This window comes from Paraglaciecola hydrolytica (assembly GCF_001565895.1).
Taxonomy (GTDB): Bacteria; Pseudomonadota; Gammaproteobacteria; order Enterobacterales; family Alteromonadaceae; genus Paraglaciecola; species Paraglaciecola hydrolytica.
This window is the reverse complement of the sequence record NZ_LSNE01000011.1, coordinates 281,589-295,357: the sequence shown is the minus strand read 5'-3', so window position 1 is coordinate 295,357 and position 13,769 is coordinate 281,589. Positions and strand designations below refer to the sequence as shown.

The following is a 13,769-nucleotide window of genomic DNA, read 5'->3' as shown; positions in this document are numbered from 1 at the left end:
AAGATTTCTCTGGCTTTTCGGTTGGTGATTCCTTAGATACTGATAACCCTAATTCACCGTATAATAGCAGCACAAGCGAAGCGGTAGTTGAGTTATTAGAGTAACGAATCAATTCACCTAATAGTCAAATTAGACTAATAAAAAAAACCAGTGGCTTACCCTACTGGTTTTTTTATGTGTATTAGAGCGTTGCCCCGTCCTAAATCATGTGAACAATTTGTCTACTAAGAGGAAGCAGCAGATAGATTATGTTATTCCGTTAATTTTTCGATTAAAACTGAGCTTCCGTTCAAACCCACATTTTCGTAAGCCTGAGTCTTAAGTCCTGAACCAGTAACACACCATTTTAGCCAACAACAAAAGGCGGTTTATCCGCCCTTTTTATAACTGCAATTACAACCTCTATCATCCATGGCAATAACAACCAGTCGATTCGAAAGGGATGATTGCACCCAATGTACCTCGCGTTGCGAGGTAAGGTTCCACAGTACCATTACCAGAAAAGCATCCAATACCTGTTGCATAAGGACCCAAATAACTTAGCTTACCTAGCTCATCAAATATTGCGATGGCTGGAGTACTAGATAGGATGCTGGATAATCCTATAATATCTTCGACAAAGACAGTCTCGTTTGTCTTGCCAATAGACTTAACCATATCTTTTACCGACTTAATATGGCGGTTTGCAACCAACTTACACAAGCAATCCTTACTACTTGTAATATGCACAGCAACATTCTTTAAAGGTGTATTCAAAGCGCTATGCAACAATTTATTTACCTGGTTCTCAAAATCAGGCTGGTTAGACGCATAATATAAATTACCACTAGGATCGAAGGGCGTTTCAGTACTTTTATTCGCAAAAAACAATCCTATTATGGCGACCAATAACCACAATAGGATGACAACTCCTAATAATAAATTTTTTGTATTTGAGCGCACAATCTAGACTTCAAACTTCGCTAGTGCTTTGTGTAAACCTACAATCTCGCCTTTTAAATCGATAAGTTCAGAGAGGTTATGTTCGATATCTTTAACCTGATGATTAGTTAAATCTACTAGTCGTTTAGCTGAGCCAGAAATGGTTGATGACATCATTGCTTGCTCTTCTGCTGAGGCGGCGACTGAACTGATGTTTTGACTTAATTTACCTATTAGTGTATTTATCTCGCCAATACTTTTACTGGCTACATTTGAGCCAATCACATTTTCTTCTACCCGTTTCGCGCAAGCTAACATCACAGCCACTGCGTTACGGGAGCCATCAATTAATTTTTTGGTTATTTTTCCTATTTCCTCGGCATTTTTCCCTGTTTTTACAGACAAGCTTCTGACTTCATCAGCAACCACGGCAAAACCTCGACCGTGCTCTCCCGCTCTAGCTGATTCGATGGCAGCATTTAGGGCAAGTAAATTTGTTTGATCAGAAATACTTTTAATGGCAGCCATTGCAACATCAATCTCATTACACATTGATGATAAATTTTCGAGCGAAGCGGATGCGGTATCAATTTCAGCTTTTAAATTTTTAGCATCATTGGCATTTCTGTCGATAATGCTTTTTGCACTTTTAGTTCCCTCACTGGCTTCCTGGCTTAGGCTGTCAATCTCAACAACACTGCGAGACACATCACTATTTGCCAAACTAACTTGTTCGAGAGCTATTCTAATTTGCTCCACTTCACTTTGATTGTCTTTTGCTCTTACCATAGAGACTTCTGAGCTTTGAGACAAACTGTCGGATAAGTGTTTTGAATTATCTCCACTTTTTTTAATATTGACGACTAAGGAACGTATGGCTCCAACTAAGCCATTAAAATCCACTATGGATTTGCTATTTCCTTGAACATTTTTGGTCAGATAAATTTTATCTTTGCCAACAATTTCATCAACTGAATGGCTCAGTATATAACCTGATTTAGACTCTAACTCCGAACTACGGGCTGAAATGGCCAGAACAATACCTTCGGCGACAGCAAAAAAAGCATGGATCGCCAAAAACATGTAAGTAAGATGGCCATCTTCAAAAACATAAACTCCGGATATGGCTCCCTGTAAGGCAAAAAACAGAAAGTGATGGACAGCAACAACAACAACGCCTGTCACAATGACCTTCCAGTCTCTGTAGATACTTAAAAAAGCCAACAAAGTAAAGATTTCAAAATGCATTTCTGCCAAACCCATCACTTGCTGGATATGTAAGGCTGTTATTAGCTGAGTACCTATTGCCACTACATGTCTAGTGCTTTGACTATACGGACTCAGTCTCGTCATGATGAGCGGCAACGCAACAATAAGAGTCCCTAGAGTTGCACTCATGAGAACCGTGTCCGTAAAAAAACCAATAACGATGGCTGCTATCCACTGAACAATAAGAACACCGGAAAAAATGTCATTTGCCGCTTTGTGCCAAGGATAATTCATATACCTGCCTATAGATTTATTGAACAAAAATTGAAGGTTTTACGGAAGGCAACTTAAGATTATTGATAGCCTGACTATTTAGCGTAGTTAAACTCATTAGTCGTGAGTAGTATCTTGCAATTTAAAATTGCAAAATACATAAATTCAACATGGTAAAACGATAAGTGGGATAGGTATTTTCTGACCAGATCATTAACGTACTCACAATTTAAACATCGCATAAGAGTCAGTACGGTATAAATCTAATATTGGTTCACTTAGGGAGAGTTAGGGCACAACAATACTTGGTATAAATTATATTAGGCCCCTATATAGACTACAAAATCTGTTACAGGCTCATTAGATGCGGTGGTTATTGGGCTTATTTCTATTGCGTCCACTTATTTATAAATTCAAGATATTTGGCGTAGACCTGTTTGGCTTGTTGCGGTGTGGAGCGGTTCAAGCTATGAGTTCCTCCTTTTACTTCATGGTATTCAAAATTGTGCTGTCGTTTCTGCAACTCTTTGGCAAAGTCACGGCTCATTGTTACCGGTACTATGGGGTCCGCATCTCCATGTGATAGGAAAAATGGCGGGTCTTGGCTATCCAAATAAGTGACAGGGGACATGGCTAAAAGTACCTCTACCAGATTGTCAGCATTCAGCGGGGCAAGCCGTTGTACCGTAAGACTATTGTGGTATTGGGGGGCAGAGAAGTCGGCTATTGGTGCTGATTGGGCTGCAACCGCTCGTACTGAGCTGTCATACTCTGTATAGAGTCCGTGTTTGGAAAAACCATCTGCATTGCCCGTTACCCCTGCCATCACGGCCAAGTAACTCCCTGCCGATGCGCCAGTGACAATGATTCTTTGTGGGTTAATATGGTATTGGTTTGCGTTTGATTTTAAAAAGCGAATGGCTAGCTTTATATCTTCGATTTGTGCTGGAAAACGATGGTCGGGTGATAAACGGTACATGGCACTGGCGGCAACAAATCCGCGCTTAGCGAAGCGCTGGATTTGAGCATTTTTATCTTTTTTGTCGCCGGATTTAAATCCCCCTCCATGGATAAACAACAAAACCCCACGAGGTTCTTCACTTTTGCTATCAGGAAAAGCAATATTAATTGAGAGCTTAACCCCTTCAATTTGGCCTATTAGAATATCTTCCAACAGGCCTTTGAATGCACTTGCATAAAGTGTGTTGCTGAAGCTTAGACTGCCAACAAAAATGGCAAGCAGTAAGCTCCTCTTTATGACAATTCGCATGTTATGCTTTGCTCCGTTTAATCGCTATCAGCTTAGCAAAAACAAGCGGATCATGGGTAGCTTCCCGCTTTTATTGTTCGCTATGCGCATAGCCCGTGTGGGCGTTTTTAATTTCGTAGAATGTCGCCTGGGCGTATTCATCAGGATCACTGGAATTATTTAAGTGATACACGCCCACTTTGAAGTAGTGATACTGGCCGTCTTGCTCAAACAAACTTTCCCCCATATCGTAATGCTCTACCACATCACTTTTATCTTCTCGGCTAATAGTCACGCTGAGCAAGCTACCTTCAACCTTAATGTGATAACTAAACTTTTCATCTAGGGCTATGCCGTCACTAGGATTAGCGGCGGTATTACTTCGTGAGCCTAACAATTCAACATAAGCTTCATCAACATTGCCGACTCGGCTTTCATGGGCAAAATAAACAGAGCCCAAGCTATTCCCCGGCAATTTACGATAATACAGGCGAACTGGCTCATCATCGTTAGCGTGTATTTGGCCAATAACCACTCGGCCAATCTGATAATCTTCGCCCGTTGTTGTTACCTGATTCACAGCCAATGTCACGCGCAAATCACCATCTACGCCACCGGCTTTAGATTGGCCTTGGGCCGATGCACTGCCAAATACCCAATTGTTTTTGTTTACACCTTGAGTGCTAATCGAGCGATCGCCTCGGCGCAACATTTCTCTTAATTCCACTCGTACATAACTGGTATTGGTTGAAGTTTTAAAGCCATAACTGGGGGAGCGCATGACAATGCCATCGTCCTTCGAGGCATAAAAATATTCCGAGTTGGTATAACCTTCGGCAAGTGCCGTCTCAGATATGGAGTCAGCTGTACCACTTTTATCTTCATCAATAGGTAGACTCAAATACCAATCAATTAATTCGATACCTAGCTCGTTGGGTAAGGTTGCTGCGTATTCTCCATTTGCATCCTCGCAACTATGTGCCTGTGCTTCAACAATACTATTATTACTGTCTTCGTTATTACCCAAGCCAACAATTTTAATATAACGCGCCTCAGACTCAATGAGGTTAAACAACTCAAAACCACTGTGTTTGCCACTGGATTGTGTCTTTGTCAGGACGTTTGTCCAGTTTGTATTATCAACAGAGGTATCTACTGAAAAATTAGCAACTCGCTCAGCCCCTTTAAACCACTTAATTGTTAATGCACCTAATGTTTTTACAGCACCTAAATCAAGGATAAGAGATTTATTTATGCCCTCACTTGACCATCTTGATAGTGTTGATGTGTTTGAGTCGATGGCGTTTTGTGGTGGGTAATTAAGCTCAAAAGTGCCGTCATCACTGGCTGTTGCCATAGGGTAAACTTCATTCACACATTGGCTTGGTGTTGGTTGCTCAACTTGTGGGGGGGCTGGCGGCTGTATCACGGGTGGGCTAGCTTGGCTGCCACCACCTCCTCCGCAGGCGCTTAACAACAAAGATAAAAGCACTATCAAAAAGGCAAATGGCTGGTAGTAACCACGAATAATTTTTACGAAATTTTTAAACATTCTTTTACCTCAAGATGTTGAGCACATTAAGCTTTGATGTGTCAGTGATAAGGAGGGATTATAGGTATAAAACATTATCGATCCAACAAAAACATAATACCAATATTTAAATTTGGTAATAACAATTGGTATTCCATACTGTTAGGATAATCATTTCACTCACTGTAAAGTAGGTGTCAATGAGTGTTAGGGATGATTAATTTATTTTATAAACTTTTGATTAGGTTAGAATAAATTATCAAGTGACACTTAGCGTTGCTTAAGTTGTGTTTGCATTAGAGGTAAAAATGAAAAGTCGTCGTATGTTTTGGCAAATAGTCGAAAAAATTGAAGTATTGATTGATTCTGGTCAGTACCCTCCCGGCAGCCGATTGCCACCAGAGCGTGAATTGGCCGAAATGTTTAATGTAAGTCGCCCAACGATACGGGAGGCGATTATTGCTTTAGAAGTACGCCAGCGCATTGAAGTAAAAATAAGTTCTGGGGTTTATGTCTTAGAAAATCCAGATGCCGTCATGCCAGTGCTAAATGTCAGTGCTTTTGAGCTAACTCAAGCCAGAGCCTTAGTGGAGGGAGAGGCTGCCGCGCTAGCTGCAGTTTCAATAACAGAATCTGAACTTAAGCAACTTGATGCAACTTTAAACGCTATGGAAAATGGCATAGAGCCAGAAAAAGCCGATCGTGAGTTTCATTTGATCATATCGACAGCCACGCGCAACAACGCCATATCGTTAGCCATTGAACATTTTTGGCAACTACGTGACTCACTGCCCGACATTATCAATGCCTATAAAAAGGTGTGTGACCGCAGTGACAGTGACCGTTTGAAAGAGCACAGAAACATCTATTTGGCTTTGCAAAAGCATGATTCAGCAGAAGCAAGAGCGGCAATGCACTTACACTTTAATCGTTTGATCAATAATTTATTTGAAATCAGTGAAGCCAAAGCCCTTGAAGAAGTGAAAAAACAATCAGATAAAACCCGTGACTTATACTCGTTAAACCATTTAGTGGTGTAACACTTACAACTGTCTTGAGTTCAAACTTAAACCGCTTTAGCGGGATAGTGCAACGTAGTAGCTGATTACCGCTATTGTAAAAAAGCACAACCAAGATAAATGTTTGCCACGAGAAAATAACAATGAAACCGTGCCACTTAAAGCAAATACGCCAGCAATGATGTACAGGATCTCAGCTTGAACATCCACACTTGGAACCGACAATACATATAAAATAGCAGCAAAACCCCACCATGCTAAGGTCGTTATATGCCAAGCAAATCTAAGTACCCGTTTAGTGAACCAATCACCCCCAAGTAATTTGGGTAAATTGTCCCGCTTAAACAAACGAATAAGAATGTATTTTTCACCTAAATAAGAGTGAATTACACCAATAATTACCAGCAAAATAGCGCCAACTAACAACATACTGTTTCCTTACATCAACGCCAAAATGGCGAACTGGGTTAATTTTTGGCAGTTGGTTTAGACATTAAACCTTTTAGCGATGAACAGTGAGCTGGTCTATAGCCTATTACCGCTGCAATTATTCTTTTAATGCACCAGACTTTTTTAATAGCTCTTTTAACTCTTCGTGCTCCTTCCGAAGCTGAGTAACTTGAGTCATGGTGTTCAGCCCCATGATGCCAAAAATAAAGCCCATAGTGCCCATAGACATGCCGATTATGCCAAAAACTTCCATACTATTTTCCTTCATTAACGTTCTGCACGTTGTCTTTAATTATTGTACTTTTCTGGCCTAACACCACGTTAACCGTCGATGTGATGGCAAAATAACATCTTGATAAAATTTCGTGAGCAACTTCTAACCCACAGCTAAACGAACCTGTTGTAGCACCAATTAACAACTAAGGTCAAATATTGCTAGCTAAGGCGGAATCGAGCATTTTTGCTCTCAAAAATCCCTTGGCACTGGTAAACTACGTCTGTATAAATGTATACATTATTATTTTTGTATACATTTTTGAGTAACAAGCCAATGAAATCATTTATGTCCGACCTGAGTTTATCTGCCATCAGCGCGGGTTTTATTGCAGTATTAGTGGGTTTTGCCAGTGCCATGGCCATCGTATTTCAAGCGGCTCAAGCGGCAGGTGCTAGTCATGAAATGATAGAGTCCTGGGTATGGGCTCTAGGTTGGGGTATGGGCATTGGGTGTTTGGCCTTTTCGCTGTATTACAAACGTCCCATTATTATTGTGTGGTCAACACCCGGAGCGGCCTTATTAGCCACCAGCTTGACCGACATCAGCATTGAACAAGCTATAGGGGTGTTTGTCTTTGTTGCGGCGCTTATCATCATTACCGGCTTATCAGGTTTGTTTGATACCTTAACTAAACGCCTGCCCTTGCCCATTGCTGCGGCCATGTTAGCCGGTATATTGGTGCAATTTGGTTTAGGTATTTTTACAGCCTTACAAGCCAGCCCTTTGTTAGTTGGGATCATGTTTGTGGTATTTATTGTGGCCAAACGTTGGCTGCCTCGTTATGCCATTATGCTGGTATTATTGAGTGGTTTGGCCATGGCCTATGTGCAAGGTAGTTTGTTAATTGAGGTATTAAATCTGTCTTTAGCTACACCTGTGTGGGTGATCCCAGATTTTAACCTTAGCCATCTTATTGGCATTGGTATCCCCTTATATATTGTGACCATGACCTCACAAAACATTCCCGGTGTGGCCATCTTAAAATCCAGTGGTTATGCTGCCCAACCCATTTCTCCCATCCTCAGTGGTACAGGTATTATTAATTTAATCTTGGCACCCTTTGGTGGTTTTACTTTTAACTTGGCAGCCATTACCGCAGCAATTTGCACCAGTGAAGAAGCCCATCCTGATCCTGAAAAACGTTATGTCGCTGGTGTCTCAGCTGGGGTGTTTAACATATTGGCGGGCATAGGCGGCGCTACTGTAGTGAGTTTGTTTGCGGCCTTTCCTAAACCGCTGATTGCCGCGTTAGCGGGTTTGGCGTTGTTAAGTACCATTGGAGCCAGTTTGCTGGCAGCTACCGAAAAAGCCCAATATCGCGATCCCGCCATCGTGACCTTTTTAGTTACCGCTTCTGGGGTATCCTTTTTTGATATTGCCTCCGCTTTTTGGGGTTTAGTACTGGGATTGCTGACTCACTTTGTTTTACGCCAATATAAGGGCCGTTAATATGCAAGATAAACCCATGGCTCAATCTCTCTACGAACAATTAAAACAGGATATTCGTGATAATAAACTGCCGGTGGCTATGGCCTTAAAGCAAGAAGAGCTGGCCGCTCAATATGGTGTAAGTCGTATTCCTATTCGGGATGTATTACAAAAACTTAAAAACGAAGGTTGGTTAGTACAAAGTGGCAAATGCGGGGTGATGATCGCAAGCTTAAGCGCCCAAGAAGCTGAGGATTTAAGCCTGATGCGCCAGTATCTAGAGCCTTTAATATTGGCTTATGCCCTGCCCAATCTCACTAATAATATCCTCGGCCACGCTGAGGATTTATTGGTGGCATTAGACAACAAACATCTGAGTGTCACTGAGTGCGGTGAATTAAACTGGCAGTTTCACGCTTGTTTGTATCAAGCAGCTAATCGGCCAACCTTGTTTAATACTATTGTTAGTTTGCATCAACAGTGCTCACGCTACATCGGTTTTCACAATACACAGTTGAACTACAACAGCACCAGTCAAGGTGAGCACTATCAGCTACTTGATGCACTAAAAAACAAACAACTCGAACTGGCACAAAGCATATTAAAACAGCATATCGCACAAGCCAGTTGTCAGTTAGTGAGCTACTTGCAAGCTGAGAATAAGCCTTAGTTTTGCTCTAAGGCATGAATATGCGAAATGTAGTGATTACGAGTATGTCTGAAAAACACATTGCAGTGTTGTAGCTGAATTCCATCCTCATTTTTTTCAATATATGGGTTGAGCTCTATGGCCACTGGCACTCTGCCCTGTTGAGTATCTGCCAAGTTTACTATGGCCAGATAAAGTTGATACTTTTCACTGACATCATGCTGAGGCGCGACCCAGGGCATGCGTAAAATAATGTCGCTTTTGCACTGCGGAGCGGGTATTGGAAACTCAGCCTTGTTAATGAGCAATTCAAATTGACCACCATTAACAACAAACTGCTGCAGAGTCACACGCTCCACACTCAGTAAGTTTTTAGGCGATAAGTCATACAGTACATGATAATAAGCTTTGCCATTGCCCCCTAGATTGACCGTATAGGGAGCTGGAGTTTCTGTTATCGCGGCATTACTGCAACTACTTAAAAAAAGCAGCAGACTTAAGCCACTTACTAGGTCGGTGAATTTTGTCATTACCCCTCATCAGTCATCACATAGTGCTGCCATTTTTCAACATATTCAGCTGGTTTTCCCTTACCCAATGGCGTATTGAAATACTGCTTCCAGTAATTGGCTTGTGCCTGCACATCGCCTTGTTTGGGTAAGGCTTCACGCACTCGCATATAATGCACACGTGCCATGGCAGTCGCATACTCATCATTGTTTTCTAATTCACTGATTTTATCGGCTGTGGGCGAAGATAAAAATGCCAATACCAGTTCGGCTTTTTTGGCATTATATTTTAAATAATTATTCCAAATATCATCGTGGGTAGCAGGCTCCATTTGATAATAACCACGCGCCGGGCCGTTGCCCATTTGCCTTCTGTATTTAAAATTAAGACTTTCTTGTACCGCGGTGCCTAATAACAGCTCTTCTGCGGCTACACTGTGGGCCTGCATTTTAACCAATACGGGTTTGATGACTTGTCGCTGAAATTGAATAGCCTTGTTCATTGTTACATCCTTTTATTAAGTCGATTGCAAAATCGTGACAAAACACAGAATTATTCAACAACAAGTATTTTAAATTTCATTACTTTGAATAAGATATTTTAAGCCGAAGTTAAGGTGAATGACGTCGTAACTCAACCCAGCTTCGGCTAAAAGCGTAGTCCAGCACAGCCTTAATACAAGCTCAAAGCCCGACTACAGGCCTTCACTAAATTCAAATTGATTAAGCGCCCCTTCGAGGGCTGCCATACCGGCAGGTAAATCGAGTTTCGAACCTAATATATTAAAACTCGCGCCAAAGGCATGTAGAGTGCGGAACAGGTTATGAGCGCGGCACTGTTCACCCATTTGGCCAATACGTACAATATTAGGACCAAACGAACCAGAAATTTCCACTTTAAAACGCTTCGACATAGTATTGAGCAAAGCCTTGCCTTCGATGCCCTGTGGCAGGGTAATACCCACTACCGAATTTAACCGTGCCTGAGGTTTAACGTACAAATCTAAGCCCATAGCTTCGATACCGGCTTGTAGGGCTTGAGAGCAGCGCAAGTGGCGCTCAAATCTTACCGACAGTGTTTCGTTACACACTAGGCGCAGCGCTTCGTGAATAGCCAAAATACCCGATACCGGCGCAGTGTAGTGATACGATTTTTTATACCAGAATTGATCCGCCAGTTTGGCATCCAGACACCAGTGTTTAAGTTGATCTTGGCGCGCTTCGATATGCTGCCAAGCTTTGGCAGAAAAACCCACTAAGGAGATGCCGGGAATACACGACAAACCTTTTTGTCCACCGGTGATCACCGCATCAATGCCCCATTCATCCATATCAAAACGCATGGTGCTTAAAGTACAAACTGCATCGACGATCACCAAACAATTATGTTGTTTAGCAATAGCGCCAATTGCGGCTAATTCGCTGTTGTACACGGTATTCGAGGTTTCGCCTTGTACTATGGTCAGTACCTGAGGCTGATGCTGAATGATGTATTGCTCAACTAGTTGTGCACTGGCACTAATACCATTTTCAATATTAAGTTGCACAACATCTGCTCCTACACGCTGCGCCATTTGAGCTAAACGATTACTGAAAAAACCATTACACACACTCAAGACTTTACTACCCGGCACCACAAGATTAACCACAGCCATTTCCATGGCAGCGGAGCCAGGGCCAGCGACCCCAAGAATATGCCCAGCCTCGGTTTGAAATACATAACGCGACATCACCTTAACCTGCTCGATAATCTGCGCCATCGTATCGCCCAAATGGTTGATCACTATGCCATTGGCTGCCGCCACTTTAGCGGGAATAGGTACAGGTCCCGCGCCCATCATCAATAAAGGTTCATCAGGCAGGATGTTATCTAAAGCTAACAGGTTTTTGGGTACCGCTATACGCACAGCTATTCCTTAGTCATTTATACCCTTCACCCTTAAAACAGTACGTTTGTTGGCTGCACTCATTCACCTTCATGCACTCTAGAGCTCATGGGGTTTCATTCATTTGCCGCCGTACAATTCCATTGATAAGGGGTATATAAATCAAATTGAGGTAAATTCGTCAGACATCATAAGCTATCACAAAATTAACTTACCAGAGGCAGGCATTAACTCTTTGTGCATAAGATATGCTTAAGGCAGGTAAACAAAAGCGTCTGGCTTGGTTTGAGGATTTTACTACTTAATGCGCTACTAACAAATCTGTCACCACGCTTAGTACTTCCCATGGATAGCTGCTTGGGCTTACCATTTTACTAAATGATTACTTTTGATTACAACAACATACATTTTGATAAAGAATCCCCAAGCCAGCTACTTTACAGTAACGCGCAATTATCCCCCTCCCTCTATGAGATATTTATGAAAAAGACGCTAATCGCTCTATATTGCTTAGGTTTGTTACAAGGTTGTAATTTGGATCTCAATTCTGACTCGTCAGATCAAAACTTATCATTTAACTACGATTTTGAATCAGGCGCCCAGGGCTGGATAGCTGGCTTCTCAGACTATCCAAGTGACTACGACGATTTAAGTATTTATGAACTAGCCTCAGGCGTAATGACTTTACCAGCCGATACCAGCAAACACGGTTTCTACCTTGCGGGTCACAATCGGAGCGATGATTTGTTTATGTTTATCAAAACCAAAGTTACAGGTTTGCAAGCATCTAGCCGTTATATCGCGAGTGTTAAAATTGATCTGCTCTCTGATAAGGGTGAAGACTGTTTTGGTATTGGCGGCTCGCCTGGCAGTTCAGTTTATATCAAGTTTGGTTTTGCTGATGTTGAACCCAAACAGGCCGAATATTATATGAACATTGACAAAGGAAATCAGCTCGCAGGTGGAACCAACGCGAATACCCTTGGAGATATTGTAGTAAAAGGCGAAGAATGCGAAATAGGTCGGTTTTTACCTAAGGTCATTGCAAGCACCAGTGAAAACCACCTAGAATTGACCAGCAATGCAGACGGCAGCATCTGGCTGTTTGTTGGCTCAGACTCGGGTTTTGAAGGCTTAACACAACTCTATTATGACAATATCACTATTACTTTGACACCTGCTTCGTAGCGGGTGTCATACCGCGGTTTATTTCACTCTTAAGCCATTGCCGAAAGGCCAGAATACGCGTCAGTCGTGGCGATTCTTCATCATATAACAGTGAAAATTTAAGACCTGGTTCAAGTTGAACAGTAAAGGGTTTAACCAGTACTCCATTATCCAACATATCCTGCACCATGCTGGCTGCGCTCAGGCAAATACCATGACCACTGAGTACGGCATTAATACCCATTTCCCAGGTGGTTACCTCTATCCAACTGAGTTTACCGGGCTGCATGGTGACTTGAGCTTTTTCAAACCAGTTACGCCAGCTAAATAGCCCAGGATTAATAGCCTCGACTAACTGCATATCACAAATACAGTGGGGTGAACTTAACTGCACTTGCTTAGCTATCTGCGGCGAACATACCGGAAAAACCGGATCCACCAACAACAATTCCTGATGTACTTTTGTCACAAAGTTATCGCCCTGCCGAATAGCCACATCAATATCTGAATGGCGCAGTTCTTCATATTGGGGCGAGGCTAAGGCTCGTACTACGATATCAGGATGCAGCGCAGAAAATTTCCATAAACGCGGCACCAACCAACGTGAACAAAAAGACGGAGAAGCCGTCACCGTCAGCACACCACCTAAAGATTCCGTTTGAATACTATTAAAGGCTGTTGAAAGCGTGGTAAATGCTTCGCATACCGCAGTAAACAAGGTCCCCCCTGCCTTAGTTAGGCGCATTTTGCGCCCCTCACGGGCAAACAATTGTACGGCAAGCTGCTCTTCAAGATTTCGAATTTGCTGACTTACCGCCGCTTGAGTAATAGCTAATTCCACAGCGGCTGCGCTATAACTTTGCAGACGGGCACTGGCTTCAAAACAGCGTAGTAGTGCCAACGAACGTAATCTTTTATCCATAGCTAACTCACAAGAATCCTATAAGTGATACTTATATTAATAGCAAAAATTGATTGTTGGATTTGTAACACATCTCATTTGAAAATGCAGTCTCAAACTTCAAAAGGAAAACATCATGCAAAAATCAAATACGCTACCAATATCATCAGAACAGCATGTTGCCAAAATAAAGCCAGCCAAAAAGCCACATAAGTTGCAGCACTATTTGCAGTTGATTGGGCATTATTTATTTTTGGCTCAACTTTCAAACTATAAGTAAAACTTCACAGTAATAAGGAG

15 protein-coding genes are annotated in these 13,769 nt (G+C 42.1%); 5 read left to right on the top strand and 10 right to left on the bottom strand.

Going from position 1 to position 13,769, the window contains the following annotated elements:
* Positions 1 to 405: 405 nt before the first annotated feature.
* The 4 genes from AX660_RS19735 to AX660_RS19720 form a co-directional block, all read right to left on the bottom strand.
* Complete coding sequence (locus AX660_RS19735; RefSeq protein WP_068380972.1) at positions 406 to 897, bottom strand: DUF6436 domain-containing protein; 492 nt, start codon at positions 895 to 897, stop codon at positions 406 to 408.
* A 48-nt stretch (positions 898 to 945) separates the two neighbouring features.
* Positions 946 to 2,424 carry a methyl-accepting chemotaxis protein gene (locus tag AX660_RS19730; protein ID WP_068380969.1) on the bottom strand — a complete coding sequence of 493 codons (1,479 nt, stop codon included), beginning with the start codon at positions 2,422 to 2,424 and terminating at the stop codon, positions 946 to 948.
* A 367-nt stretch (positions 2,425 to 2,791) separates the two neighbouring features.
* Positions 2,792 to 3,673, bottom strand: coding sequence for an alpha/beta hydrolase (locus AX660_RS19725; RefSeq protein WP_068380965.1), 882 nt, complete (start codon positions 3,671 to 3,673; stop codon positions 2,792 to 2,794).
* Positions 3,674 to 3,743: 70 nt separating this feature from the next.
* Positions 3,744 to 5,204: a polysaccharide lyase family 7 protein gene (locus AX660_RS19720; RefSeq protein ID WP_068380962.1), complete on the bottom strand. Its 1,461-nt coding sequence runs from the start codon at positions 5,202 to 5,204 to the stop codon at positions 3,744 to 3,746.
* Positions 5,205 to 5,491: 287 nt separating this feature from the next.
* Between AX660_RS19720 and AX660_RS19715 the strand changes: the two genes are divergently transcribed.
* Entirely contained in the window at positions 5,492 to 6,223 is a 732-nt protein-coding gene (locus tag AX660_RS19715) for a FadR/GntR family transcriptional regulator (protein WP_068380958.1), read from the top strand.
* A 36-nt stretch (positions 6,224 to 6,259) separates the two neighbouring features.
* On the opposite strand, the gene AX660_RS19710 is transcribed toward AX660_RS19715, so the two are convergent.
* Together AX660_RS19710 and AX660_RS23245 are read right to left on the bottom strand one after the other, a co-directional pair.
* Entirely contained in the window at positions 6,260 to 6,631 is a 372-nt protein-coding gene (locus AX660_RS19710; RefSeq protein ID WP_068380953.1) for a hypothetical protein, read from the bottom strand.
* A 118-nt stretch (positions 6,632 to 6,749) separates the two neighbouring features.
* Positions 6,750 to 6,905: a hypothetical protein gene (locus AX660_RS23245; protein WP_157884362.1), complete on the bottom strand. Its 156-nt coding sequence runs from the start codon at positions 6,903 to 6,905 to the stop codon at positions 6,750 to 6,752.
* Between the two features lie 297 nt (positions 6,906 to 7,202).
* Between AX660_RS23245 and AX660_RS19705 the strand changes: the two genes are divergently transcribed.
* Positions 7,203 to 8,378, top strand: coding sequence for a benzoate/H(+) symporter BenE family transporter (locus tag AX660_RS19705; protein WP_106404115.1), 1,176 nt, complete (start codon positions 7,203 to 7,205; stop codon positions 8,376 to 8,378).
* 1 nt (position 8,379) lies between these two features.
* Positions 8,380 to 9,027, top strand: a complete 648-nt coding sequence (locus AX660_RS19700; RefSeq protein ID WP_068380949.1) for a GntR family transcriptional regulator — start codon at positions 8,380 to 8,382, stop codon at positions 9,025 to 9,027.
* Here the strand turns inward: AX660_RS19700 and AX660_RS19695 are convergent.
* The 3 genes from AX660_RS19695 to AX660_RS19685 form a co-directional block, all read right to left on the bottom strand.
* Positions 9,024 to 9,536, bottom strand: coding sequence for a hypothetical protein (locus AX660_RS19695; protein WP_068380947.1), 513 nt, complete (start codon positions 9,534 to 9,536; stop codon positions 9,024 to 9,026). The two genes, AX660_RS19700 and AX660_RS19695, sit on opposite strands and share 4 nt — an antisense overlap.
* The gene (locus tag AX660_RS19690; protein WP_068380945.1) at positions 9,536 to 10,018 is read right to left on the bottom strand and encodes a hypothetical protein; all 483 of its coding nucleotides are present in this window, start codon (positions 10,016 to 10,018) and stop codon (positions 9,536 to 9,538) included. The genes AX660_RS19695 and AX660_RS19690 overlap by 1 nt, the downstream gene beginning before the upstream one ends.
* A 192-nt stretch (positions 10,019 to 10,210) precedes the next feature.
* Positions 10,211 to 11,422 carry a pyridoxal-phosphate-dependent aminotransferase family protein gene (locus AX660_RS19685; protein ID WP_068380943.1) on the bottom strand — a complete coding sequence of 404 codons (1,212 nt, stop codon included), beginning with the start codon at positions 11,420 to 11,422 and terminating at the stop codon, positions 10,211 to 10,213.
* A 459-nt stretch (positions 11,423 to 11,881) separates the two neighbouring features.
* Between AX660_RS19685 and AX660_RS19680 the strand changes: the two genes are divergently transcribed.
* Positions 11,882 to 12,589, top strand: coding sequence for a hypothetical protein (locus AX660_RS19680; protein WP_068381209.1), 708 nt, complete (start codon positions 11,882 to 11,884; stop codon positions 12,587 to 12,589).
* On the opposite strand, the gene AX660_RS19675 is transcribed toward AX660_RS19680, so the two are convergent.
* Complete coding sequence (locus AX660_RS19675) at positions 12,567 to 13,490, bottom strand: LysR substrate-binding domain-containing protein (RefSeq protein WP_068380941.1); 924 nt, start codon at positions 13,488 to 13,490, stop codon at positions 12,567 to 12,569. The genes AX660_RS19680 and AX660_RS19675 overlap by 23 nt on opposite strands.
* A 115-nt stretch (positions 13,491 to 13,605) precedes the next feature.
* Between AX660_RS19675 and AX660_RS23240 the strand changes: the two genes are divergently transcribed.
* On the top strand, positions 13,606 to 13,749 hold the full coding sequence (locus tag AX660_RS23240; RefSeq protein ID WP_157884361.1) for a hypothetical protein: 144 nt from the start codon (positions 13,606 to 13,608) through the stop codon (positions 13,747 to 13,749).
* Positions 13,750 to 13,769 lie beyond the last annotated feature (20 nt).

What these genes read in the sequence shown, in the direction of transcription:
- AX660_RS19730 (WP_068380969.1), bottom strand. Translation starts at nt 2,424, where the DNA reads ATGAATTATCCTTGGCACAAAGCGGCAAATGACATTTTTTCCGGTGTT.
- AX660_RS19725 (WP_068380965.1), bottom strand. Translation starts at nt 3,673, where the DNA reads ATGCGAATTGTCATAAAGAGGAGCTTACTGCTTGCCATTTTTGTTGGC.
- AX660_RS19720 (WP_068380962.1), bottom strand. Translation starts at nt 5,204, where the DNA reads ATGTTTAAAAATTTCGTAAAAATTATTCGTGGTTACTACCAGCCATTT.
- AX660_RS19715 (WP_068380958.1), top strand. Translation starts at nt 5,492, where the DNA reads ATGAAAAGTCGTCGTATGTTTTGGCAAATAGTCGAAAAAATTGAAGTA.
- AX660_RS19710 (WP_068380953.1), bottom strand. Translation starts at nt 6,631, where the DNA reads ATGTTGTTAGTTGGCGCTATTTTGCTGGTAATTATTGGTGTAATTCAC.
- AX660_RS23245 (WP_157884362.1), bottom strand. Translation starts at nt 6,905, where the DNA reads ATGGAAGTTTTTGGCATAATCGGCATGTCTATGGGCACTATGGGCTTT.
- AX660_RS19705 (WP_106404115.1), top strand. Translation starts at nt 7,203, where the DNA reads ATGAAATCATTTATGTCCGACCTGAGTTTATCTGCCATCAGCGCGGGT.
- AX660_RS19700 (WP_068380949.1), top strand. Translation starts at nt 8,380, where the DNA reads ATGCAAGATAAACCCATGGCTCAATCTCTCTACGAACAATTAAAACAG.
- AX660_RS19695 (WP_068380947.1), bottom strand. Translation starts at nt 9,536, where the DNA reads ATGACAAAATTCACCGACCTAGTAAGTGGCTTAAGTCTGCTGCTTTTT.
- AX660_RS19690 (WP_068380945.1), bottom strand. Translation starts at nt 10,018, where the DNA reads ATGAACAAGGCTATTCAATTTCAGCGACAAGTCATCAAACCCGTATTG.
- AX660_RS19680 (WP_068381209.1), top strand. Translation starts at nt 11,882, where the DNA reads ATGAAAAAGACGCTAATCGCTCTATATTGCTTAGGTTTGTTACAAGGT.
- AX660_RS19675 (WP_068380941.1), bottom strand. Translation starts at nt 13,490, where the DNA reads ATGGATAAAAGATTACGTTCGTTGGCACTACTACGCTGTTTTGAAGCC.
- AX660_RS23240 (WP_157884361.1), top strand. Translation starts at nt 13,606, where the DNA reads ATGCAAAAATCAAATACGCTACCAATATCATCAGAACAGCATGTTGCC.